The organism is Acinetobacter sp. NCu2D-2, from assembly GCF_001647675.1.
In the GTDB taxonomy this organism is placed as follows: domain Bacteria; phylum Pseudomonadota; class Gammaproteobacteria; order Pseudomonadales; family Moraxellaceae; genus Acinetobacter.
Genome location: NZ_CP015594.1, coordinates 1,470,491 through 1,493,521 on the forward strand (window position 1 = coordinate 1,470,491; position 23,031 = coordinate 1,493,521).

Consider the following 23,031-nt stretch of genomic DNA (forward strand, 5'->3'; position numbering starts at 1 on the left):
TAAGCCATGAAAAAGTTGAAATGTCGATCAACTCAAAAGTCATTTCAATAAAAAACGCTGGTCGATGCCAGCGTTTTCATAATGAGCTTATTCAGCTTCACTCGTTGCTTTCTTTTCAATCTGTCGATGTGCGGAATTCAGATAATCATCTGACTGCATTTCAAGTAAACGTGAACGTGTACGCTCAATTTCAAATGCCAGCTTTTCGCCCTGATAGATATCAATAATATTATCTTCCGAAGTTAAAAGAAGTTTTACACCACGGTCATAAAATTCATCGACAAGGTAAATAAAACGGCGTGTTGCATCATTGACGTAATCGGTTAAGTGCGGAACATTGCTGACCAATACCGTGTTATAGACATTGGCAATCTCAATGAAATCTGCTGGACTACGCGGCTTCAAACATAGTTCTGAGAATTCACACCACAAGACATCTTCAGTATGGGCAATGGTTTCCACAATACGATTATTAATAATAATCGGTTCTTGTGACTGGGTTTGGCTCATAGTTAAAGCACCAAAGCGCTGCGCCATCCAGTTTTTGTGTTCGTGGGTCAGTGGGAACTTAAACAGTTGTGCTTGCTTAAGCACACGTAAACGGTAATCCACACCGGCATCGACATTTAAAATTGTGCAGTTCTGTTTAACCAATTCAATGGTTGGCAAGAAACGATCACGGTGAATACCATTTTTATATAGACCATCTGGCGCTATGTTTGAAGTTGCAACCAAGGTAATGCCGCGTTCGAATAACTTTTGGAATAAATCGCTCAGAATCATCGCATCCGTGACATTTGATACAAAGAATTCATCAAAACAAATCACCACGGCTTCTTTATAAATTTGATCTGCCACTGTATCGAGTGGATTTCGCTGCCCTGATAATTTATTCAGTTCTTTATGCACATGCTGCATAAAATGGTGAAAGTGCATGCGTGTTTTACGGCGAAATGGAATCGAATCAAAGAACTGATCCATTAGCCATGTTTTACCACGTCCCACACCGCCCCACATATACACACCTTTCGGTGCAGTTTGACGACGGAAGCGACGAAAAGCTTTTTTAGAGGCCTTAAATCGTTGAATCAGTTCAACCCAAACACGGTTTAATTCCTGAACCGCAATGGCTTGTGCATCATCAGGCATGAACTGACCAGAGGACAGTGCTTGTGCATAGCGATCGGCTGGAGAGAGAGGATTAAATGCTGTGCTATGTGAGGAATTTATATCGGACATAAGGACTAATACTTTTCTAGATCAATTTCATTATAGCGAAGAATTATCTTCCCACTATAACACTTTGGGCTTAACCCACGGATAAACTATGAGGATTTAAAATATTGGCGTGGGCTCTGTCCAAACCAACGTTTAAAGGCATGATTAAAAGCTGCAGGTTCAGAATAACCCAGCAATTCCGCGATCATTTCAATGGAATACTGCTTATATTCAATCATACGGAGTGCTTTATCTTTAATGATCTCTTCACGAATCTGTTTATAACTGGTACCGAGCTGCTGTAACTGATGACGCAATGTGCGTTCAGGTACGTTCAGTGCATGTGCGGTTTCCGCCATACTTGGCATCAAGCCGGTCTGCAGCTCTAAATAATCCTGCACCCGCTGTAACAAACTTGGCGTATCTTCATCTTCATTTAAACGTGCTAACTCAGCAATACATTTGTTTTCATAGACACCAAATGTAATACGGTCTGCCGATGGAATCTTGACGTCCAGAACGGCTGGATCAAACCAAAATGCAGCCTTTTCAGCATTAAACTGCACCTGTTCGCCGTAGTAGTCATGATATTTTTTTAAATCATCTGCTGAGTCAGGATAATTAAATGGTAATTCGATTTTTAATTCAGGTTCAGGTAGACCCATCATTTTGTATAGATCACCGATAAATTTAAAAGTACCTGAAATTTCAGATTGCGCCATAAGTAGCCCTAAATGGCTATCTAAGTCTCGCGGCTTGTAACACAAGGCAATTCGAAATTGTCCCATTTCAAGGGAGAGCTCACCGGTTAAATGGGTTAAGCGCTGAAAGCGAATCCCTTCATTTAAGGCATCACGAACAGTATAACTGGTGACTAGAAGCATGAGCAACGGTCCATAGCCCGCCAATGCATAATGCTGACCGACAAAAAGACCTCGAATTGGCTCGATATCTTCCCCGACAACTTTGAGAACATCATATTCTAAACTTGGATGAATCACGGAACTCGGATCAAGTGCATCAACACGCAAGCCGATTTTTTGCAGTTTTTGATCGACATCGACCCCAGCCTTACGCATGCCTTGAATCAAATACATTAGACTGAGAATCGAACGCTTCATAAACAAATACGGTGTCATTTTTTTATTATATTTACACTATTTCTATGTAAGACACTATTGCCGTTTTGATCAATTTTTACGTCATTCTTATCATATTCAGTATGATGAGCTTTGATTAGTCTAAGATAAAATAAGTGCTAGGATTGCAAACATGTCACAACAACAAGGAATTTCACCAGCTCAGTCAAAAACAAAAATTGCCATCATCGGTGGTGGTTTTGGTGGCATAGCGATGGCCATACGCCTGATACAAAGTAATATTCATGACTTTATCATTTTGGAAAAAGCATCTGACTTTGGTGGAACTTGGCGTGAAAATCAGTATCCTGGGGCTGCATGTGATGTACAGTCACATATGTATTCGCTGTCTTTTGCACCGAAAACTGATTGGTCTAAACGTTATGCAGAAGCGCCTGAAATCTTTAGCTATATACAAGGACTGATTGAACAATTTAGTCTTCAACAATACTGCCAACTCAATACCGAAGTACTATCAGCTCAATATCAAGAGGATCAATGTGTATGGCATCTTGGCCTCAATAATGATCGTCAACTTGAAGCGCAATATGTCATCTTTGCATCAGGTCCGCTGCATGTGCCACAAATCCCCCATATTAAAGGCATCGAAAAATTCCAAGGCAAAGTGTTCCATTCCTCACAATGGGATCATCATTACAACTTAAATGGTAAAAATGTCGCTTCAATCGGTACGGGTGGTAGCGCAATTCAATATATCCCTGAAATTGCACCGCAATGTAAAAAACTCTATGTGATGCAACGTACAGCAGCTTGGGTCATCCCCCGTGACGAACGCCTATATCACGATGTTGAGAAAAAACTTTTTGCTAAGTTTGATTGGTTCCGTAAATTTCATCGTGCGCGCTTATATTGGTCCAATGAATCACGGGTTGTGCCGATTGTGAAACCGACAGTGATGAAATATACCCAAAAGTTGGCTGAAGCCTTTATCCGTTATCAGGTTAAAGATAAAACGATTGCGCAAAAGTTAACACCTGATTACATCATGGGCTGTAAACGTATTTTGGTTTCTAACAAATATTTTCCAACTTTTAATCGACCAAATGTTGAATTAGTCACAGATGCGATTCAGGAAATTACTGAAAATAGTATTACTACTAAAGACGGTGTTGAACGTCCTATCGACTGTTTAATCTATGGCACTGGCTTTATCACCGATCCACGTATTTACCTTAAATCATTTAAATGTGTGGGTGAAAATGGCATAGAGCTCAAACAAGCATGGGCAAATGGTGCAGAAAGCTATTATGGAATCAACACCAAGAATTTCCCTAATTTATTCCAACTCCTTGGGCCAAATACTGTTCTCGCACATAACTCAGTCGTGTTTATGATTGAATCTCAAGTGGAATATATTCTCCAAATGATGCAATTGGTTGAAAAAACGCATAGCTCTGCAATTGTCGTGAAAGATGAAATACAGGATCAATTTAATCAGCACCTGCAAGAGATTATGGCAGGTACAGTGTGGCAATCTGGATGTGTGAGTTGGTATCAACAAGACGGTGGGAAAAACTTCGCTCTTTGGCCAACCTACACATGGAAATATTGGCTGAAAACCAAAACTTTAAACCCCGCGGACTATCGTCTGCTGAGTCGAAAATCAGGAAGTCATGCAGCTTAAACAATAAATCGGCATAATAGTGCGGTTTCAATGAGTATTATGAGCTGCACTATATATGCAATCGATCTGGCTGATTTTTCAGCTTCTGTTTTGTTTAGCAATTGGATTTGTTTTAGCACGTCGACTCCCGCTTTGGCTCGAACGTTTATGCTTTAAAATCCTACCTTATTTTAGTTATGTTCTATTGATTGCGATTGCGATCGAATTTGCTCAGACGCTAAATACCATTCAAAACCCACAACTGATTCTAAGCAGCTCACTCATTCTCTCAGTGACAACAAGCATTAGTGCATTTGTATGTTGCTATTTCCTTTTTAAAAGTATTGGTTATCAATCTAGCCAAGGCAAAGTCTCATCCTCTCTTTTTTTCAAGTCATTAATTAATATTAGTTATGCCTTTCTTGCATTAGCTTTAGGCTACGCACTGGCTGAAAGTTTTGCCTACTTTGACTATACCCTTCATATCAGTACGTGGCATTTGTTATTGGCTTTTATGTTCTTAATTGGACTGGATCTGGCTTATTCGCCGCTTGATCGTTCTTGGCTAAACTGGAAAATTATGCTGGTACCTGTCGGATGCATTATCGGCTCATGCATAGGTGCTTTAATCAGTGCAGGTTTTATTTATCACATTAGCCTTAAAGATCTCATCATGTTATCACAAGGCTATGGATTCTATTCGATGACGGGTGTTGTCGTTACAGAACTAAAAAATGCTGAATTAGGCAGCATTGCCCTAATGAATGATTTATTTCGAGAAATTATTGCTATTTTACTGATGTATATCATTGGATGGCGTTATCCACGATCAGCAATTTCAGCCGCTGCTGCAACTGCCATGGATGTGACCCTACCTATGGTTAAGCAGGCTTGTGGTAATGAATTTATTCCGCATGCCATGCTAAGTGGTTTTATTTTATCTGTGCTAGCACCGATTGCAGTGAGTGTGTTAGCGGTGATGTGAAGTTTCACCCTCTCCTCAATCCTCTCCTAAAGGGAGAGGAAGACTTTAAGAATGAGATAATTCTTTCTCCCCTTGGGAGAGAGTTAGAGAGAGGGAGGTTAGACGGATTACAATGTCGCCAAAATATCTTTTAAAGTTTGGCTTGGATTCTCAGATTTAGTAATTGGACGACCAATCACTAAGTGAGTAGAACCATCAAGCATCGCTTGTTTTGGCGTCACAATACGTTTTTGATCATCAGCATTTGAACCTTCAGGGCGAATACCTGGTGTCACCAAAGCGAAATCTTGACCTAATGTTTCGCGTAACATTTTTGCTTCTTGTGCTGAACACACCACACCGTCTAAACCACTATCTTTAGTCAATTTAGCAAGTCGTTGAACCTGCTCAAATGGCTCAATGTCCAAGCCTAAATCTCGTAAGTCTTCACGACCCATTGAAGTCAGTACAGTCACTGCAATCAACTGGGTGTTGTAATTGCCTGCTTTTAAACGTTCAACACAGGTTTCCATCATTTTACGACCGCCTGAAGCATGAACATTGACCATCCACACACCCATGTCAGCAGCTGCACACACAGCCTGAGCTGTTGTATTTGGGATGTCGTGAAATTTCAAATCAAGGAATACTTCAAAACCTTTGTCCTGTAAGGCTTTTACCACAGATGGACCTTCGTGGGTAAAAAGCTCTTTTCCAACTTTCACACGGCAAAGTGCTGGGTCTAATTGCTCTGCAATCGTCATTGCGTCATATTGGCTTTTGGCATCTAAGGCAACGATAATACTCATGAAGAAGACCCTCTAAATTGAAAAAATCAAGGCATTATACGGATACAGTCGTTATGGACAAAGTAAATTTTTCACTAATTAAAATTATCATTAAATTTAAGTGACTTATTCAAAATAGTTTTTCTCAAATATTTAATTATTTCACTTTAAAAATCTAATCGACATAAAAAAACACTCTAATGAAATCCATTAGAGTGTCTTTAATACATCAATTAAAAAATTAAATCATGTGTTTACAAATACCACTTAAAGAGGTGTAGATGGTCGATCATTAGGATAAACATCGGCAACCGTTTTTTCATGACGTGTATTTGCAGCAGCTTCTGCAGCCATAAGTTTCGCAGAATTCAACTGTTCTTTACGCAAGTGATCGATGTCTTTACGTAGACGTTTAATTTCCCAATTGTTTTGGAATACACGGAAGACTTGCACACCTAACAATAGACCCACAACAATACCCAACACTAAAGTGAGTAATAACAGTAGCCCTAAACGCATGGCAGGTACTTGTGTAAACAACAAGTCAACTGAAAGCTCAGTTCCATTTTGTAGGACGAGTGCTAAGGAATATCCAAATACAACGAGTAATAAAACGACTAATACGTAACGCATAAACACTCCATAAATTACTTGCCAGCAGATTCGTTTACTGCATCACGTAAAGCTTTACCTGGTTTGAAGTGAGGTACTGCTTTAGCAGCAACTTCTACAGATTTACCAGTTTTTGGGTTACGACCTACGCGTGGTTCGCGATGGTGTAATGCAAAACTACCAAAACCACGGATCTCAATACGATTATCTGAAGATAATGCTTCGATCATTTGATCGATCATAATTTTTACAGCTTCTTCAACTAAAGGTTCAGCCAAATGCGGGTTCTTTAGGGAAATGCGCTCTATTAAGTCAGACTTATTAAGTGCTTCAGTAGTCATCTGCGACCTCTTTAATTATCAAGCTACTTGGAATCTATTTCTCGATAATAACCTGTTTAAATACAAAACGGTAGCGCAATATATGAATACTACGCTACCGTTTATAGTAATTGTGTAAAAAGTATTGCTTAACTTACATTAACAATACAATTTAACCAGTTACCAATTAGTTGCTCATTTGCGCTTTGATCAAGTCACCAATAGTTTTTGGACCATTGTCTTGGCTTGATGTAGCTGTTTTCAAGTTAGCAACAGCTTCTTTCTCTTCAGCTTCGTCTTTCGCTTTGATAGACAAGTTGATAGAGCGAGATTTGCGATCTACATTGATGATCTTAGCTTCAACTTCTTGACCAACTTCTAAGAATTTAGTCGCATCTTCAACGCGGTCGCGGTTGATTTCAGATGCTTTAAGAGTTGCTTCAACTTCGTCAGCTAACTTAACAGTAGCGCCTTTAGCGTCAACTGCAGTTACAGTACCTTTAACAAGCGCACCGCGTTCGTTAGCAGCTAAGAAATCGTTGAACGGATCGCTGTTCATTTGTTTGATGCCAAGGCTGATACGGTTGCCTTCAGCGTCTACAGAAAGGATAACCGCTTCAACTGTGTCACCTTTCTTGTAACGACGAATCGCTTCTTCGCCTTGTTCGTTCCAAGAAATGTCAGACAAGTGAACTAGACCATCGATACCGCCAGGTAAACCGATGAAGATACCGAAATCAGTGATTGATTTGATAGTACCTGATACTTTTTCGCCTTTGTCATGGTTTTTAGCAAACTCTTCCCATGGGTTAGCACGAGTTTGTTTGATACCAAGAGAAATACGACGACGTTCTTCGTCCACTTCAAGAACCATAACGTCAACTTCGTCACCGATCTGAACAACTTTAGATGGGTGGATGTTTTTGTTAGTGTGGTCCATTTCTGAAACGTGTACTAAACCTTCAACGCCTTCAGCGATTTCAGCGAAGCAACCGTAGTCAGTAAGGTTAGTTACGCGAGCTTTAACGATAGAACCTTTAGGGTAACGGCTCATGATCGCTAACCATGGATCTTCGCCTAATTGTTTAAGACCTAAAGATACGCGGTTACGTTCGCGGTCGAATTTAAGTACTTTAACAGTAACTTCTTGACCCACTTCAACAACTTCTGAAGGGTGCTTGATACGTTTCCAAGCCATGTCAGTGATGTGAAGAAGACCATCAATACCGCCAAGGTCAACGAATGCGCCGTAGTCAGTAAGATTTTTAATAGTACCAGTAACTGTTTGACCTTCTTCAAGCTGAGCAAGAAGAGCTTCACGGTCAGCTGAAGATTCAGCTTCCATAACAGCACGACGTGAAACAACAACGTTGTTACGTTTAGCGTCAAGTTTGATTACTTTAAATTCTAACTCTTTACCTTCTAAGTGAGTAGTATCACGAATAGGACGAGTATCAACTAAAGAACCTGGAAGGAATGCACGAACTGGACCGATGTCAACAGTGAAACCGCCTTTAACTTTACCAGAGATAACACCAGTAACGATTTCGCCGTCTTCAAAGATTTTTTCAAGTTTAGTCCAAGTTTCTGCGCGTTTAGCTTTTTCGCGAGAAAGAACTGTTTGACCCATACCGTTGTCAAGAGCTTCAACAACAACGTCAACAGTGTCGCCAACTTGAACTTCAAGTTCGCGTTGTTCATTTAAGAACTCAGCACGGTCAACAACGCCTTCAGATTTAAGGCCAGTGTCAACAGTTACCCAGTCAGAGTCGATGCTAACTACAACGCCTTGGATGACTGCACCCTTTTCAACGTTGAGGTTTAATTCGCTTTCTTCAAAGAGGGCTGCAAAAGATTCGGTCATGATATACCTGATAAAGTCAGCGGTCTTGGATCAGACAAGGCCGGTTTAATTAAGCATCTACATAGTCCGTATAAACTGATCAAGCTATGCGTCTGCTGAAAATATTAAGTTATTTGGCTAACTGCTGATCGATATAAGTCGTCATCAGCTGGAATACTTCATCAATGTTCAATTTAGAACTATCAATGATGTAAGCATCGGGCGCAGGTTTAAGCGGTGCAACTGTACGTTCCATATCGCGCTTATCGCGTGCCTCGATATTAGCTAAAATGTCGCTTATTTTAACATCCAGCCCCATACCCTGCAACTGCTTTACGCGTCGGTTCGCACGTGATTCAGCCGAAGCGGTTAAATAGATCTTGGCTTGAGCATTTGGGAAGATTGAAGTTGCCATATCTCGACCATCTGCAACAAGTCCTGGCGCTTGTGCAAAAGCATGCTGACGTGCCACAAGTGCGGTTCTAAGTTCAGGAATTGCGGCAACTTTTGAAGCATACTCACCGACTTGTTCAGTACGAATGGTTTTTGAAACGTTTTGACTATCCAATAACACATCAACGCCTGTATCAGTACTGATAAATTGAATATCCAAATTTGTTGCGATTTGTATACATTCTTCAAGTTTTGTATCAAGTGCATCGAGTAAGGATTTTTGTTGTAATGACAATCCAAGTAAACGATATAACGCGCCAGAATCTAAAAGATGAAATTGGTAATGCGCTGCAATTTTTGCTGCGAGTGTACCCTTACCAGAACCACTTGGTCCGTCAATTGTAATAATCTGAACTGTCATTGCTTACCCAAAGTTATTTATACAGATTTTGCGAGTTTCGCGAAGCCTAGTTTAATCCCCGCTTTCAACTGTGCAAGAATTAATTTACTTACAAAGGGTGCACGTGCTTGTAATTCGATCGTATAAGTGACCAAGGTTTTATTTTCACTCACCTTTTCAAATTGAATAATTCCTAAGTGATGCTTAACCAATGGATTTTTAATAATCTTGTATTCGATTCGCTGATTTGGCTCAAGTAATGTAATTTGTTCTTTCAACGGCTTGATTGGACCTACACCTAAACTTCGTACTGAACCCACACCATCTGGACGTTCTGGATCTGCAGAATCTTTAATACGCTCCACTTGAATCGGCGCAAACGCAACATTATAAGTTGCATGTTTAGATAATAGTTCAAAGACTTGCTCAATCGGCGCAGGAAATTCCTTTTTGACTTGCATAGAATTCATTTTTATTTCTCTTTATAGACGTTATGAAAAATCAGATGCTATTTTTGATTGATTCAGCATCATTATCCAGTTTTTCTTGTAACTGTTTTTGTTCGAGTTTCAATAAGCGCTTTTGCTCACGGCGCATTTTAAAAAATTCACTCAATAGGGCTGAGCAGGCTTCTTGCATACAACCTGATTCAAACTTAAATACATGGTTGTAATAACCAGAATTTAAGAGCTGACGTGCGCTCACTAAAGAACCAGCTTTAGATTCATACGCACCAAAAACCACACGCGAAACCCTTGAATGCACTAAAGCTCCCACACACATCGTGCACGGCTCCAAGGTCACATACAATACTGCATCATCAGGTAAACGATAATTTTTGATCTGCTGACAAGCATCACGTAGTGCGACAATTTCAGCATGTGCGGTTGGATCATTTAATGAAATGGGCGCATTAAAACCACGCCCAATAATTTGATTTTGACTGACAATCACAGCACCAACAGGAATTTCCTGTTGTTTTGCCGCAAGTGCAGCCTGCTCATAGGCAAACTGCATCCAATATTCATCACTATATACAACATCCGTCATTAAAAATTAAATGACCTCATACTGCTTCAGGAGAGCATTCCAACTTTCAATAGTTGTCACAGGTGGATATGCAGCAAGAATACCTTTCAGGCTCATATCTGAACCAATTGTCCATTCAGGTGACAAGTCTTTATCCACCAAACGCGCGCGAACACCTTCCACAAAGTCAGGGTGACGAATTTTCCAATCCGAGATTTGACGTTCAAGCTCAAAAACTTCATTCCAAGAATGAACCTGTTTACCCCATTGCCACAACAACCAAGTCAATGCAGCTGTGGTTGGTGAACCCTTTTGTAGGTTTTCACTCGCTTGACGCAACCAATCACTACGTGCATCACTTAAGCCAACAATCGCTTGATAGTCACTTTCAAAACTCACACCGCGTGAAACGCTTTGAATTACATCAATTGAGTTTTGTAATGGACCAGGACCTACTGGACGGTGCAGACTATTTAAGGTGTCATCAATGGCGCGGAAATGCCCTGCTGGATAATGATCCCAGTCAATATTCACTAATTTATCTAACACTAAAGCACGTTGTGCATCACAAATATGGGTTGCCCAACCAATACCATATGCCCCTGCGGCGGTCATAATCGAGCCAGTTAAGCCTGTGAATAGACCAATTGCACCACGATCTGCAAGGAAACGTGTTCCGCCCACATCAGGATATAAGCCAATATTGATTTCCGGCATAGCGAGGCGTGAATAAGGTGTCACCAAGCGGAAAGGCGCAGCCATAAACAGACCAAGTCCACCACCCATGACATAACCTTCGCCCCAGATCAGCACGGGTTTTGCATAGTTATGCAAAAGTAAATCTAAAGCATATTCTTGTTCGAAAAACTTATTCGCGGTATCGACTTCATCATTGATCACCAATTGACGTAACTTACGTACATCACCACCCGCGCAGAATGCTTTCGGCGTGGTTGAATCAAGCCAAATTGCTTTTACGTCATCGTCACTATGAAAATCCTCAAAGACTTCCAATAAAGCAGTAACAATCGATTCATCTAAAGCATGTAATGATTTAGGTCGATTTAAACGAACAATACGCCATCCATTTTGCGCTTGTTCAACAATTAAGTCAGGATGGTACTGTTTAGAAACAGGAGAATAAGTCATGCGTCCAGCTGCCAATCTATAGGCTCAATGCCATGTTGTTTAAGATAATTATTCGATTTAGAAAATACTTTACACCCAAAGAAACCGCCACGATTTGCAGCCAATGGAGAAGGATGTGCGGCTTTTAGCACCAGATGTTTTGTTTCATCGATGCGCTGCCCCTTACGCTGTGCATAAGCCCCCCATAAAATAAACACCACGTGCTCACGCTGTTCATTTAATACATCAATGACATGATCTGTAAAGGCTTCCCAGCCACGTTTTTGATGTGATGTCGGCTGACCTGCTTCAACTGTAAGCACAGCATTCAATAACAAAACACCTTGTTCAGCCCAGCGCGTTAAATTGCCATGTTTAGGAATTGCAACACCCAAGTCAGAATGTAACTCATGATAGATGTTTCGTAAAGATGGTGGAATCGCGACACCCTTTTGCACTGAAAAACTTAAACCATGCGCTTGGTTCGGTCCATGATAAGGGTCTTGCCCTAAAATCACGACTTTGACACGATCCAGCGGCGTCGTATTCAATGCATTAAAAATGAGATGGCTCGGTGGATAAATCACCTTGTCCGCTTTTTTTTCTTCAAGTAAAAATGCTTTCAACTCATCCATTTTCGGACTGAGTAAGAAATCACTTAATCCATATTTCCAGCTTTCATCTAACTGAACTTTACTCAGTTTTTGCAGTTGCTGTTCAGTTAAAGACATTCTTCAATCCTAAATCTATGCCAGTTGAATCACATCATTCTAAAGAATGATTTTATAGTTTAACTTGTAAGTCTACAGTTGGGTTATGAAATGGAATGCCTTGTTTCAATTTTGCAAACATTTCAGGATCAGTCCATTCCGCTTGTACTTGTTCAGAAAATTCAATTTGATCTAGCGCAAGCAAACCCATTTGTTCATTTTCAATATCTTCAATGAAGCTTTGTGCATAGCCTGTATCGGTTTCATGCACGATCACTGAATAGACTTCAACATCACCTTCGCCATTTTGAGTAATGGTAGAGGCCAACACTTGTTGTGCTAAAAAGAAGAAAATTCTTGAAAACTGCTCTGCTGATGGTGACACAGGCAAAGACACCCAACGTGCACTAAAGTTTTTGCAGGCTTGAATATATTCAGCACTGTCATTTTGCCAAAAACAAATCGCATGATCAAAAGAATCAAAAAAGTCCTTAATCACACCTTTCAGCAAACCAAAGTCGTAAACCATTTGTCCATGGTCAAGTTTAGAAGCTTTCAGTAAAAGCTCAACTTTATAGCTATGTCCATGAATCGAGCGCTTACAGCGATCTGACGTGCAATTACGCACGATATGAGCGTTTTCAAACTTGAATAACTTACGAATTAACATGTGCCGTAATGTCGTCAAAAAATAGGTGAATTAGTTTTAATTATAAAGCAAAAGTAAACCCATGAGGATTAATTTTACTGTTTAGCTTGATTGGTCAATTGGATGATCAAAAAAAATTACACATCCTTGAAAACTAAAATGGCGCCATACTTCGATAAGCCACGTAGACATGTTTATCTTGGCGCACCAATTGACTGGTCAATTGACGGCGTCTTTCACTCAGCATCACCTCAATACGTGCTTTAAACACCGAAGACTGCACACCCAATTGATCATTAAACAAAGCTCTTTTACTGGCATCGACCTGATTAAAGGGTTCAATTTCCCATAATTCCGAGACATTTGAAAAGTACTGATTATTTGCAGCACGTTGATCTAAAACTTTTTGAATACGTTGAGGCTCTAACTGCTCATCTAAACTGGCAAGTAGGTTCGCACTTGCTGTATTAATATTCACTTTTGCTTCTTTTAACGGTGATGCTGTCACGTCATTTGCAATAAGTTTATATTTGTTATCTTCAAAACCACGGATCAGCTTGAGCTCTTCAACATCGTGAAATGGACTATTGGGAGGCAAGGCAGCATTCGGCAAACCTTGATAATAACTCGATTCTGCACCCATCGCCCCAATTGGCGTTTCATCTACGTCTTGCCAATCAATCACTGCTTCACTGAGCTGCTCAGGCAATCCTGCTCTCTTTAGAATCAGTTCAAACCACTGTTTAGCGGTTTCATTGACCTCGCCATTTTCTTTCACCAAACTGTTCAGATTAAATTTTCCTGATTCATCGACCAGTTGCCCTGCGACATAACCATCTTCAACAGGAAAAGGTGGCATCGGCTGTGCCCAAGTTTCCTGCAAATGATCCGATTCAGCAGCATTTTCAGCATCATCCAGCAATAATTCAGAAAAAAACGCTTCGGCACTTTTTGCATACATTAAAGATTGATTTTGTCGCATCAAGTAAGCGGTACTTTCTGAAGTCGCTGCCTGACGCTTTGCAATGGTTGCAGCCAAAATCGTTGCGAGTGCAACCATGACTAAAATTGTAATTAGTGCTATGCCACGTTGCTTTGAGGAATCAAACTGTTTCATGGCTGAGCACCTTGTTTAGCCTCAAGAAACTCAGTATTTAGCAAACTGAACAACCATTCATATTCAACTTGATTGATCACAAGATTGATTTTGATTCCGCGTGGCAATTTCTGTTTTGCAATCAAATCCTCTGAATTCGCACTTGGTTCAGGCCATTCAGTCAAACTATTCGGATTCAGCACTTCAACGCTAAATCGCTCAACTTGATCAAGCATCACACTTGAATCAGGTTGTTCACGCCCTGACTGATTTAAGTTTTGATAACGCAGCCGATACAGTTTTTGCTCATCTTGTCGGTACAGATATTCTACGCGTTCATCAGGTGCAATGCCCTGCTGTAAAGGATCTGTTACACCTGATTTACTAAAACTAATTTTATTATTTTGCAGAACCAGCGCAGGTCGAATTTCAACATTTAAATTTGAGGTTAAAGGCACGAGTTGAACAGTATCTCTTAAGATTTGCTGATAGGTCTGCTGTAATTGATCTAAACGTTGCTCATGTACAATATTTTGATCTTTGGTCATCACAATATGATCAAACACCTTCCAGCCTAAAGCAGACAATACGGCGAAAATCGCAATTGCCACCAATAATTCAACGAGAGTAAAACCTAAATGTCTCATGGTGTGTCTTTCACCTTTTGGTTAAAAAACACAAGACTACTGATGCCTGCTTCGACCTGCTCTGTTTCTTGATTGACTAAACTGACTTGAATATCAATTCGCTGTACATTTGGGCTTATGGTGGCTTCGGCTTTTTTATCGATTTGCCACATTTCACCCTGAGATGTTTTTTTCTCAGATGAAGTTCCAGTTAACCACTCACGGTTAATATCCATCTGAGCCGCTTCATTTAACGCGACAAACTGTGCTTTGGTTCTTAAAATGGCATGTGAGGTTGCTTGGGTGTATTGCATGGAAACTTTCGTCAAGGTCATGGCTGCTGTGGCAAATATTGCAAGCGCCACCATTACTTCCAACAAGGTAAATCCTGAGCAGCGATGAGTAAAACGCTGTTTCACCGCTGCGCAAAACGAATATCTATACTTAAAATGCAGACAATGAAATCGATCAGCACTCGACTTAAATGGTTTGATTGCATCTGCTCCAGCGCCCCGATTGAAATATCTAGATATCATTGATCTTACCCAAATGATCAATTTCAATGGCTTGACCAATCGCTTCACCTGACAAATACAATTGAATACGTACAGGCTTCGCTTCACCATTACCGAGCCAAATCAATTTAGGTGCATTATTTTCTAATAATTCACGGTTTTGAGCATTTTCATAGCGTTGACTGAGACTATCAATGTGTAGACTTACACCACTCGGTAAATAGCGTACTTTAAAATCATCATAACTTTGCCATTTTGTTTTTGTCTGTTGTAAAGCAGCGCTTGAATTCGCAGGTATATATTCTTGAATAGTATATGAAGTATCTGAGACATCAGTCGCAGGATGAACCACCAATGCTAAAATTCTTGATTGATCAACAGATTCTCGTTGTATCCGTTTCAAATCCAGAATCAGCACTTCCCGTGCTTGCAACGCTTTACGGTAATCAATCCCATCAATATTTAAAACAACAAGTGTGGCCATAATTCCCATGATCACAATCACTACCATCACTTCGATCAGTGTAAAGCCATGTTGTGATCGTTGAGAATTATGCTTTATCATCACTTAAACACATTGTTCTAGGCGATTCATTTGTTTTGGTAAAGCAAGCGCTTGATCAATATAGGCAACTCGCAAAGTATCTCGTGAACCTAAATAACGCTGATAGAAACTAGAATTTAAAATAGCAGCCGCACCATGCGTTAGCGACCAAATCGAAGCCAAATAATCTCGACAACTCATTGAACTGCCAATGGAGATTAAATAGCTTTCAGTCATACGAATGATCAAACGCAGACGCTGTTTACGCACTTGATAAAGTTCGCTAAATAAATGCTGGATGCCTACACCTGTAGTCGATAAGCGTTCCTCAATTTGATGGAACAATACCGTACGCTCAGGATGATGTAAGTGATGGAGCATAAAGAAAGCAAGGTGCTCAGGGAATGCTTTATCAGTATCCTGAATCATTTCCAGCAACATGCGCTCATTACGAATAATCAGCAGCATATAGAGTTCATCTTTACTCTGAAAATGTTTATAAAGTGTTCCTTTCGCGAGATCAAGCTCGGCTGCAAGCGCATCCAAGGTCATGCCTGCTTCGCCATTTTCCAATAATAGCTGCTCGGCAACTTGAAATATCAAAGTTTCTCTTGCTCGAAACTGAGCTTGACGATCCATCTTCACCCTATAACTCTCTTATGCTCTTATATCAATTCAAATTATTTACTTCATTTTTAGAAGATTCTCGAAGTTCTGCTTTGTAATAAAAGCCATCTCTTCCAGCGTCTTATCATATACATCACAAAGCGCTTTGGCTACATAAGGCACATATTTAGGTTCATTGGATTTACCACGATATGGCATCGGTGCGAGATAAGGACTATCTGTTTCAATTAAGACACGATCAAGCGGCACTTGCTTTGCCACATCACGTAAATCTTGTGCGTTCTTAAATGACACAATACCTGAAAACGATACGTAATAACCGCAATCTAGAACCGCTTTCGCTGTTTCCCAGTCTTCAGTAAAACAATGCAAAATCCCATGAGTCGATTTTTCAGCACGGATAATATCAACGGTATCGTGTTTTGCTGAACGGGTGTGTACAACGACTGGTTTTTTGACAATTTGAGAGGCGTGAATATGACGCGCAAAACATTCTTTTTGTTCAGCGACAAATTCTGTGCTGTGGTAGTAGTCTAGACCTGTTTCACCCAATGCCCATGCTTTTTCAGCTTGTGCCAGTTCAACAAGATATTCTGTGGTTGCTCGAGCCATGGTTGCTGCATCTTCACAAGGATGCACGCCCACGCTATAACCAACGTCGTCATGACGCGCAGCGATTTCAGCCAATTTAATGTGATCATCTAAATCGACTGAAATGCTCATAAATTTTGAAACACCAGCTTCACGGGCTTGTGCGAGCGCTAAATCTAAATCCCCATCATAGGGTGTTAAATCAAGCAAAGTAAGATGACAGTGCGTATCTACAAACACAATGAGTTCCTTAACTGGGTGGAAGAACTACATAGTGTAACTTTTACGCCCATCAGATTTAAGGCCTGCAACTAAACGTTCTGCTTCATTTTTGAAATAAACGCCTTTTTCACCGGTCAATTGAATACCAAAACCTTGGGGTTTAATGCCATTTTGTTTTTGTGAGACCCAAATCACTTTACCTGTTAAAGGAATTTTTTGTGATTGTTCAGGCAATGTGGTGAGCACGAAAACTTCTTCGCCCAATTTAACGGCCTGTTTTGAAGGAATAAATAATCCACCGCCTACGACATATGGCATATAGCTTGCAAACAAGGTTTCAACATCAGGAATATTCGCCTGAATAATACCGCCCATACGTGGTTGCATCCCCTTCTCCTTACTTTAAGAGACATTCATTAATTTAATACATAATTCATCAAGTACTAAATTCGATTGAACGTTCTGTGCTAAATATTGTTTTGTTTTTTGAAAATCTTGATACAAATTAAATAATTGCTCAAGTGAATATTGTTCAGCCAATTCTTCGCAGTTGATATCAATATTCTTTACAGTTTGATTGAGCTTGACACAAATTAAATCAGACAACAAGTACTCAAACATCTGACTAAAATCAGAAAAGCTTAAAATTTTATTCCATTTGGTTGCGGTTTGTATCGGCATATTTTTGTCGATGACAAGCTTTTTCCAATCTTGAACAAAGTCCTGACGCTGTGGCAGCCATGCACTTTGTGCAACCTCAAGCGCCTGCAAAGGCATCTGATTGGACAAATTCAGCAACAATTGTTGCTGCGTTGTACCCGCATCAGGCAAATGTTGCTGCAAATATGCCGATGCTTGTGCTGGAGAAATTCGATCCATAGCAAAATGCTGTAAACGACTACGAATCGTTGCAGGTAATTTTAGATAGTGATCTGCAAGCAAAATAATAACTATATTTTCACCCGGCTCTTCTAAAGTCTTTAATAGTGCATTTGAAGATGCAATATTCAGTGCTTCAGCAGGCTCAATCACAATTACACGCCAGCCATCACCCGTTTGCTGAACAAAAGGCTGTAAATCACGAATTTTCTCAATTTTGATTTTGGCATTTTGTTTTTTATTTTCATCATCTGTGGTGATGTGTACATAGTTGGGATGTGTATCTGCTTTTAGCCATAAACAACTGCCACATTCACCACAGGGCTGATTGTTTTCATGCCGATTTTGACAAAGCACCCACGCTAAAAACTTCTGAGTAAAAGCTTCTTTACCACAGCCTTTTTTTCCATAAAAAAGTAAACCATGACCCAGCTTTGGAAAACGCTCTGTCAGCGTATTCCAGACTTGCTCTTGCCATGGGTAAACTTGTGCTTCGACATCAAAAGGCATGTTTTCTTCTCATTTAAGCGAATGCAGAGGCATCCATTTGATTTAAACGATCTAAGTCTGCTTGTGTGTCGACACCGGGTGGTAAGTTCGCCTCAGCAACTGCAATCGCGATACGATGACCATTTTCCAAGACGCGTAATTGCTCTAGGGATTCCAGCTTTTCAAGCACCCCCATATCCCAAGTCACATATTCTTGAAGTAATTTCACACGGTAAGCGTATAAACCTAAATGGCGATATGCCTGATCATGCAAGTGTTGTTCAGCTTGCTTAGCCCCATCGCGGTCATATGGAATTGTTGCACGACTAAAATACAGCGCTTGATGATGTTTAGACATCACAACTTTAACGATACTGTCACGTTGAAACTCTTCAAGTGAATGGATTGGTTCGCATAATGTCGACATCGATGATTCAGGATGATCTTCAAGCAGCTGTGCCACTTGTTTCACCAATAAAGCTGGGAGTAATGGCTCATCACCCTGAACGTTGACAATAATATCGTCACTCGCCCAACCTTTGATTCGTGCAACTTCGCTTAGACGATCCGTACCAGATGGATGATCTTTTGATGTAATGACAACATCTACACCATCAGATCGGCAAACTTCAGCAATACGTTCATCATCGGTTGCTACACATAGATCATCAAATCCTTGAACCTTCTTGGCCTGATCCACCACACGTAAAATCATCGGACGACCATGAATTTCAAGTAATGGCTTACCCGGCAAACGTGAACTTGCGAAACGTGCAGGAATGACAATATGTTTCATATGAACAACCTTTTTAAATTTGAATACCGTGTTGTTGTAACTGCTGATGCAGCACGTCATAACAAGCATCGGAAAGCACTGCTTCTACAGGAACTACCCATATTTCGCGCTGATAATCTGGATATTTTTGCAAGAGCACAGCAATTTTTACTGCATCTTTTTCAGTAGTAATAATTGGACTGGCATCTTCAAAATGTAAGTCTTCAATTGTGTAATCATGATGATCAGGGAATTCGTGTGCTTGAAAAGCATTCACACCAATGTCCTGCAATGTTTGATAAAAACGCTGCGGAAAACCAATACCCACAACTGCATAAAAACTTTGCTGAGGATTAAAATATTGTTCAGCACTCGCACTGAGTAAATATGGCTGGCTTGGTGCTAGATGCATATTCAAGGCAGAATCTGCTTGAGATGCATGCTCAATTACAGTGGCATCTTGTAAACGTTGCGGTGACTCACGCAAATAACCTTCAGGCAATAATTTTTGATTACCTAACCCACGATTATTATCTAAAACAATCCACTCAATCTGACGGTTTAAAGCCCAGTGCTGCAATCCATCATCACAAATAATTAGATCTAGCTCATGCTTCTCAAGCAATAACTCAATACTTTGCTGACGATTAGGACCGACTGCCATTGGCACTTGTGTCGATTGGACGATTAATGCAGGCTCATCACCCACAACTTCGGGATGTGGGATTACATCGACATAAGCTGGAAATGGTCCTTTGCCACCATAACCTCGACTAATCACCCCTACACGTACATTACGTTCTTTAAGATGATTGACTAGTTGAATAAGCAGTGGTGTCTTACCACTTCCACCAACGGTGATATTCCCAATCACCAATACAGGAATCGGTGCTGTATAACTCGATTTAATCCCTTTGGCATAAAGTGATTTATTGAAATCAAAACCCACTTTATACAGACAAGACAGCGGACGTAGCACAACCAACCACTTTGCCTGCTTATTCCAAGCATCCTGAATCACTTGTGCTAAAGACATGAATTAGTGTTCCTCGAAGTTACGTTGATGCAATTGATAGTATGCACCTTGCTTCGCCAATAATTCTTGGTGTGAACCTTGCTCAATAATACGACCTTGATCCATCACCACAATACGATCAGCATTTTCAATGGTCGATAATCGATGTGCAATCACGATTGTAGTACGCCCAATCATCGCTTGATCAAATGCTTGTTGAATGAAGTATTCTGATTCATTATCTAAAGCACTGGTGGCTTCATCTAAAATTAAAATGGGTGCATTTTTCAAAATCGCACGAGCAATCGCGATACGTTGACGCTGACCACCAGATAAGTTTAAGCCCTGCGCACCAAGTGGTGTGTCATAACCTTGCGGTAAAGCCATAATAAAATCATGTGCATAAGCGGCTTTTGCTGCCGCAATAATTTCATCGTCAGTTGCACCTTCAAGCTGACCATAAGCAATATTTTCACGTACGGTACGGTTAAACAATACCACTTGCTGATTGACCATTGAAATCTGAGTTCTTAATGCATTAAGCTCAAATTCTTCAATATTTTTACCATCAATTAGAATTTCACCCGAAGTTAATTCTTGGTAACGTACTAGTAGATTTACTAGAGATGTTTTACCCGCACCTGAACGCCCTACGAGTGCTACGGTCTCACCTTGCTTCACCTTTAAATTAAAATCATGAATCGCATGAAAACCATCCGCATAGACTAAATCTGCATGTTTTAACTCAATATTGCCTTTGATTTTATCGTTGATAGTTCCGGTATTTTTTTCTTCTTTCATATCCAACAGTTCAAAGACTGAATAGGCTGCCGCCATACCCCGCTGAATTTTTTCATTCACATCAGTCAATGAACGGATTGGTTTTGCTAACATACCTGCCGCAGTAATATAAGAAACAAATTCACCTGCAGAAATGTCCTGCAAAATTTGTGGCTGCAAAGCGATATACATAATGATACTAAGGGCAATTGACATAATCAGCTGAATAACAGGACTATTGAGCTGCTGTACCACCACCATTTTTAGACCACGGCGCAAGTTTTCCATTGAGCTATCATAGAAACGTTTTTGCTCATAGGCCTGACCACCAAAGCCTTTCACCACCATATTACCGTTCACCATCTCTTGCACAACATGGTTAACATCTCCCATCGTGTCCTGCACTTGAGAAGATAATTTACGCATACGTTTTGAGGCTTTACGGATAATTAAACCGATCAGTGGACCAAAAATAAAGATAATTAATGTCAGACGCCAGTTGGTATAAAACAAATACCCTAACAACGCTAAGGTAATTGTACCTTGTTGCAAAATAGTTCGAAGAGACTCAGTCGAAGCCGCCGTTAACTGTTCAACGTTATATAAGATTTTAGCTGTGATATGACCGCTCGAATTATCCAAATAATATTGCGACGGCAAGCGCATTAATTTATTAAAAACTTCCTGACGGATATTAAAAATCAAATTACGAGAAATGACCGCAGTAAAATATCCACCCATAAATAGACCAAGGCCACGGACAAACATCAACAGCACAACAAATAGAGGAAATAGTGTGGTAAAACCTTGATCTTTATGTTGAATGGCATCAATGATTTTTTTCAGTAATGTCGCGACAGAGACTTCTGTCGCCGCATTGAGTGCAAAACCAACAACCACCAATAAGCCTACACCCCAAAATGACTTTAAATAGTTTAATAGGCGTAGGTAGACCTTAAAATCGTGCTTCACTCATAACCTCTAGTAGGTACTTTCGTACTGATATTGACGTTCACAAAACCCAATTGCCCTGCAACGTCCATAACGCGAATCACATCTTGATGTGTTGCCTTCGCGTCAGCGGCAATCACAAACATTAAATCACGTCGATCCTGAGAAATCTGTTTAATTGCGGTATTCAAGTCAGCCACTTCTTTACTCGCAATAGATTGACCATTCACTGCATAATGCCCATTGCCATCCACTACAACTTCAATTTTTTGATCAAACTCTTTAGGTGGCACACCTTGCGCATCTGGCAAGGTGAGATTAAGACGGCTAAACTGATTAAAAGTGGTCGACAATAACAAAAACACCAAGATAAACAAAAGACAGTCAATCATTGGCGTTAAGTTAATGTGAATATCTTCAACTTGGCGGCGTTTGAACTTCATTATTCGCCTCCTAGCTTGCTTTTGAGATATCTAGATCTGGAGCTTGAAGATAGAACAAATCAGCATGGAATAATGTCGATTGTTGCTCTAACTCCGCAATATATTCCTGAACCAAACGTTGAAAATATCGATAGGCAAATAATGCAGGAATCGCAATCAACATCCCTGCCGCCGTGGTAATCAAGGCTTTAGAGATCCCCGGCATCATCATCGCGGCATCGGTATTACCCATATCCATCATCAAAAATGATTCGATAATACCCATGACCGTGCCCAGCAAACCAAGCAAAGGCGCAACTGCACTGAGTGTTCCCAAAAAATTGATATTTTTTTCCAAATAGCCAATTTCCTGTGAAGCCACGACTTCCATTTGAGCACGTGCATATTGTTCAGTTTGCAATCGACTATTAAAACCCGCCTGAAAAATACGTCCTAAAGCACTTTTTTGCAGTGCTGCGCTTTGTGACAACTTTTCAATCGCTTGTTCAGCCTTTTGCTCAGGATGAATCAGAAGAATATTGGGGATGACGAGATTTCTTTTCAAGCGGATAAAGCGTTCAATCGCAATCGCCACCATAAAAATAGAACACAGCACCAAAGGCAGCATAAGCCAGCCACCCGCTTTAACCAGTTCCCACATCTGTTTATCCCCAAATCATTT

At 40.3% G+C, this 23,031-nt stretch carries 27 protein-coding genes; 2 read left to right on the forward strand and 25 right to left on the reverse strand.

Translation table 11 applies throughout. The features are described from left to right. Window positions 1-87: 87 nt before the first annotated feature. Both zapE and A3K93_RS06995 read right to left on the reverse strand, forming a co-directional pair. Complete coding sequence (gene zapE, locus A3K93_RS06990; protein ID WP_067730184.1) at window positions 88-1,239, reverse strand: cell division protein ZapE; 1,152 nt, start codon at window positions 1,237-1,239, stop codon at window positions 88-90. 86 nt (window positions 1,240-1,325) lie between these two features. Next, window positions 1,326-2,339, reverse strand: a complete 1,014-nt coding sequence (locus tag A3K93_RS06995) for an AraC family transcriptional regulator (protein WP_067731693.1) — start codon at window positions 2,337-2,339, stop codon at window positions 1,326-1,328. A 151-nt stretch (window positions 2,340-2,490) separates the two neighbouring features. Between A3K93_RS06995 and A3K93_RS07000 the strand changes: the two genes are divergently transcribed. Next, window positions 2,491-4,002 (forward strand): flavin-containing monooxygenase, encoded by a 1,512-nt coding sequence (locus A3K93_RS07000; protein ID WP_067730185.1) that lies wholly within the window; start codon window positions 2,491-2,493, stop codon window positions 4,000-4,002. A 55-nt stretch (window positions 4,003-4,057) separates the two neighbouring features. Beyond that, complete coding sequence (locus A3K93_RS07005) at window positions 4,058-4,966, forward strand: lysine exporter LysO family protein (RefSeq protein WP_067730187.1); 909 nt, start codon at window positions 4,058-4,060, stop codon at window positions 4,964-4,966. 107 nt (window positions 4,967-5,073) lie between these two features. Here A3K93_RS07005 and pyrF read toward each other — a convergent pair whose 3' ends face one another. The 23 genes from pyrF to A3K93_RS07120 form a co-directional block, all read right to left on the reverse strand. Continuing rightward, entirely contained in the window at window positions 5,074-5,754 is a 681-nt protein-coding gene (pyrF, locus tag A3K93_RS07010; RefSeq protein WP_067730189.1) for an orotidine-5'-phosphate decarboxylase, read from the reverse strand. Between the two features lie 246 nt (window positions 5,755-6,000). After that, a complete protein-coding gene (locus A3K93_RS07015; RefSeq protein WP_067730192.1) occupies window positions 6,001-6,366 on the reverse strand; it encodes a lipopolysaccharide assembly protein LapA domain-containing protein in 366 nt (121 codons plus the stop codon). 14 nt (window positions 6,367-6,380) lie between these two features. After that, entirely contained in the window at window positions 6,381-6,686 is a 306-nt protein-coding gene (locus A3K93_RS07020) for an integration host factor subunit beta (protein WP_067730193.1), read from the reverse strand. A gap of 166 nt (window positions 6,687-6,852) precedes the next feature. Continuing rightward, window positions 6,853-8,529, reverse strand: coding sequence for a 30S ribosomal protein S1 (rpsA, locus tag A3K93_RS07025; protein WP_067730195.1), 1,677 nt, complete (start codon window positions 8,527-8,529; stop codon window positions 6,853-6,855). A 109-nt stretch (window positions 8,530-8,638) separates the two neighbouring features. Further along, window positions 8,639-9,322, reverse strand: coding sequence for a (d)CMP kinase (cmk, locus tag A3K93_RS07030; protein WP_067730196.1), 684 nt, complete (start codon window positions 9,320-9,322; stop codon window positions 8,639-8,641). A gap of 17 nt (window positions 9,323-9,339) precedes the next feature. After that, on the reverse strand, window positions 9,340-9,771 hold the full coding sequence (locus A3K93_RS07035; RefSeq protein WP_067730197.1) for an SRPBCC family protein: 432 nt from the start codon (window positions 9,769-9,771) through the stop codon (window positions 9,340-9,342). 31 nt (window positions 9,772-9,802) lie between these two features. Beyond that, window positions 9,803-10,351 carry a tRNA adenosine(34) deaminase TadA gene (gene tadA / locus A3K93_RS07040; RefSeq protein WP_067730198.1) on the reverse strand — a complete coding sequence of 183 codons (549 nt, stop codon included), beginning with the start codon at window positions 10,349-10,351 and terminating at the stop codon, window positions 9,803-9,805. Window positions 10,352-10,357: 6 nt separating this feature from the next. Beyond that, window positions 10,358-11,479: an enoyl-CoA hydratase/isomerase family protein gene (locus A3K93_RS07045; protein WP_067730199.1), complete on the reverse strand. Its 1,122-nt coding sequence runs from the start codon at window positions 11,477-11,479 to the stop codon at window positions 10,358-10,360. Next, the gene (gene ung, locus A3K93_RS07050) at window positions 11,476-12,189 is read right to left on the reverse strand and encodes a uracil-DNA glycosylase (RefSeq protein ID WP_067730201.1); all 714 of its coding nucleotides are present in this window, start codon (window positions 12,187-12,189) and stop codon (window positions 11,476-11,478) included. Before ung ends, A3K93_RS07045 begins: the two co-directional genes overlap by 4 nt. 52 nt (window positions 12,190-12,241) lie before the next feature. Continuing rightward, window positions 12,242-12,838: a 6-pyruvoyl trahydropterin synthase family protein gene (locus A3K93_RS07055; protein ID WP_067730203.1), complete on the reverse strand. Its 597-nt coding sequence runs from the start codon at window positions 12,836-12,838 to the stop codon at window positions 12,242-12,244. A 133-nt stretch (window positions 12,839-12,971) separates the two neighbouring features. After that, the gene (gene gspK, locus A3K93_RS07060) at window positions 12,972-13,934 is read right to left on the reverse strand and encodes a type II secretion system minor pseudopilin GspK (RefSeq protein ID WP_067730204.1); all 963 of its coding nucleotides are present in this window, start codon (window positions 13,932-13,934) and stop codon (window positions 12,972-12,974) included. After that, complete coding sequence (gene gspJ, locus A3K93_RS07065; RefSeq protein ID WP_067730205.1) at window positions 13,931-14,560, reverse strand: type II secretion system minor pseudopilin GspJ; 630 nt, start codon at window positions 14,558-14,560, stop codon at window positions 13,931-13,933. The genes gspK and gspJ overlap by 4 nt, the downstream gene beginning before the upstream one ends. Then, the gene (gspI, locus tag A3K93_RS07070; RefSeq protein ID WP_227509859.1) at window positions 14,557-14,958 is read right to left on the reverse strand and encodes a type II secretion system minor pseudopilin GspI; all 402 of its coding nucleotides are present in this window, start codon (window positions 14,956-14,958) and stop codon (window positions 14,557-14,559) included. Before gspI ends, gspJ begins: the two co-directional genes overlap by 4 nt. A 106-nt stretch (window positions 14,959-15,064) precedes the next feature. Beyond that, entirely contained in the window at window positions 15,065-15,616 is a 552-nt protein-coding gene (locus A3K93_RS07075; protein ID WP_442855657.1) for a type II secretion system protein, read from the reverse strand. A 6-nt stretch (window positions 15,617-15,622) separates the two neighbouring features. Further along, window positions 15,623-16,237, reverse strand: coding sequence for a TetR/AcrR family transcriptional regulator (locus A3K93_RS07080; protein WP_067730210.1), 615 nt, complete (start codon window positions 16,235-16,237; stop codon window positions 15,623-15,625). A 45-nt stretch (window positions 16,238-16,282) separates the two neighbouring features. Then, entirely contained in the window at window positions 16,283-17,056 is a 774-nt protein-coding gene (locus tag A3K93_RS07085; protein WP_067730212.1) for a TatD family hydrolase, read from the reverse strand. Between the two features lie 27 nt (window positions 17,057-17,083). Next, window positions 17,084-17,425: a PilZ domain-containing protein gene (locus A3K93_RS07090; RefSeq protein ID WP_067730214.1), complete on the reverse strand. Its 342-nt coding sequence runs from the start codon at window positions 17,423-17,425 to the stop codon at window positions 17,084-17,086. Between the two features lie 15 nt (window positions 17,426-17,440). Further along, window positions 17,441-18,427 carry a DNA polymerase III subunit delta' gene (locus A3K93_RS07095; RefSeq protein ID WP_067730219.1) on the reverse strand — a complete coding sequence of 329 codons (987 nt, stop codon included), beginning with the start codon at window positions 18,425-18,427 and terminating at the stop codon, window positions 17,441-17,443. A gap of 13 nt (window positions 18,428-18,440) precedes the next feature. Next, entirely contained in the window at window positions 18,441-19,202 is a 762-nt protein-coding gene (gene kdsB / locus A3K93_RS07100; RefSeq protein ID WP_067730221.1) for a 3-deoxy-manno-octulosonate cytidylyltransferase, read from the reverse strand. Between the two features lie 13 nt (window positions 19,203-19,215). Continuing rightward, complete coding sequence (gene lpxK, locus A3K93_RS07105) at window positions 19,216-20,217, reverse strand: tetraacyldisaccharide 4'-kinase (protein WP_067730222.1); 1,002 nt, start codon at window positions 20,215-20,217, stop codon at window positions 19,216-19,218. A gap of 3 nt (window positions 20,218-20,220) precedes the next feature. Continuing rightward, window positions 20,221-21,948, reverse strand: a complete 1,728-nt coding sequence (msbA, locus tag A3K93_RS07110; RefSeq protein ID WP_067730224.1) for a lipid A export permease/ATP-binding protein MsbA — start codon at window positions 21,946-21,948, stop codon at window positions 20,221-20,223. Then, window positions 21,945-22,370: an ExbD/TolR family protein gene (locus A3K93_RS07115; protein ID WP_067730230.1), complete on the reverse strand. Its 426-nt coding sequence runs from the start codon at window positions 22,368-22,370 to the stop codon at window positions 21,945-21,947. Before A3K93_RS07115 ends, msbA begins: the two co-directional genes overlap by 4 nt. A gap of 10 nt (window positions 22,371-22,380) precedes the next feature. After that, a complete protein-coding gene (locus tag A3K93_RS07120) occupies window positions 22,381-23,010 on the reverse strand; it encodes a MotA/TolQ/ExbB proton channel family protein (RefSeq protein WP_067730232.1) in 630 nt (209 codons plus the stop codon). Window positions 23,011-23,031: the final 21 nt, after the last annotated feature.

Bases quoted from the DNA above. Each gene is read 5' to 3' on its own strand.
- zapE (WP_067730184.1), bottom strand. From the start codon at position 1,239: ATGTCCGATATAAATTCCTCACATAGCACAGCATTTAATCCTCTCTCT.
- A3K93_RS06995 (WP_067731693.1), bottom strand. From the start codon at position 2,339: ATGAAGCGTTCGATTCTCAGTCTAATGTATTTGATTCAAGGCATGCGT.
- A3K93_RS07000 (WP_067730185.1), top strand. From the start codon at position 2,491: ATGTCACAACAACAAGGAATTTCACCAGCTCAGTCAAAAACAAAAATT.
- A3K93_RS07005 (WP_067730187.1), top strand. From the start codon at position 4,058: ATGCAATCGATCTGGCTGATTTTTCAGCTTCTGTTTTGTTTAGCAATT.
- pyrF (WP_067730189.1), bottom strand. From the start codon at position 5,754: ATGAGTATTATCGTTGCCTTAGATGCCAAAAGCCAATATGACGCAATG.
- A3K93_RS07015 (WP_067730192.1), bottom strand. From the start codon at position 6,366: ATGCGTTACGTATTAGTCGTTTTATTACTCGTTGTATTTGGATATTCC.
- A3K93_RS07020 (WP_067730193.1), bottom strand. From the start codon at position 6,686: ATGACTACTGAAGCACTTAATAAGTCTGACTTAATAGAGCGCATTTCC.
- rpsA (WP_067730195.1), bottom strand. From the start codon at position 8,529: ATGACCGAATCTTTTGCAGCCCTCTTTGAAGAAAGCGAATTAAACCTC.
- cmk (WP_067730196.1), bottom strand. From the start codon at position 9,322: ATGACAGTTCAGATTATTACAATTGACGGACCAAGTGGTTCTGGTAAG.
- A3K93_RS07035 (WP_067730197.1), bottom strand. From the start codon at position 9,771: ATGAATTCTATGCAAGTCAAAAAGGAATTTCCTGCGCCGATTGAGCAA.
- tadA (WP_067730198.1), bottom strand. From the start codon at position 10,351: ATGACGGATGTTGTATATAGTGATGAATATTGGATGCAGTTTGCCTAT.
- A3K93_RS07045 (WP_067730199.1), bottom strand. From the start codon at position 11,479: ATGACTTATTCTCCTGTTTCTAAACAGTACCATCCTGACTTAATTGTT.
- ung (WP_067730201.1), bottom strand. From the start codon at position 12,189: ATGTCTTTAACTGAACAGCAACTGCAAAAACTGAGTAAAGTTCAGTTA.
- A3K93_RS07055 (WP_067730203.1), bottom strand. From the start codon at position 12,838: ATGTTAATTCGTAAGTTATTCAAGTTTGAAAACGCTCATATCGTGCGT.
- gspK (WP_067730204.1), bottom strand. From the start codon at position 13,934: ATGAAACAGTTTGATTCCTCAAAGCAACGTGGCATAGCACTAATTACA.
- gspJ (WP_067730205.1), bottom strand. From the start codon at position 14,560: ATGAGACATTTAGGTTTTACTCTCGTTGAATTATTGGTGGCAATTGCG.
- A3K93_RS07080 (WP_067730210.1), bottom strand. From the start codon at position 16,237: ATGGATCGTCAAGCTCAGTTTCGAGCAAGAGAAACTTTGATATTTCAA.
- A3K93_RS07090 (WP_067730214.1), bottom strand. From the start codon at position 17,425: ATGCAACCACGTATGGGCGGTATTATTCAGGCGAATATTCCTGATGTT.
- A3K93_RS07095 (WP_067730219.1), bottom strand. From the start codon at position 18,427: ATGCCTTTTGATGTCGAAGCACAAGTTTACCCATGGCAAGAGCAAGTC.
- kdsB (WP_067730221.1), bottom strand. From the start codon at position 19,202: ATGAAACATATTGTCATTCCTGCACGTTTCGCAAGTTCACGTTTGCCG.
- lpxK (WP_067730222.1), bottom strand. From the start codon at position 20,217: ATGTCTTTAGCACAAGTGATTCAGGATGCTTGGAATAAGCAGGCAAAG.
- A3K93_RS07115 (WP_067730230.1), bottom strand. From the start codon at position 22,370: ATGAAGTTCAAACGCCGCCAAGTTGAAGATATTCACATTAACTTAACG.
- A3K93_RS07120 (WP_067730232.1), bottom strand. From the start codon at position 23,010: ATGTGGGAACTGGTTAAAGCGGGTGGCTGGCTTATGCTGCCTTTGGTG.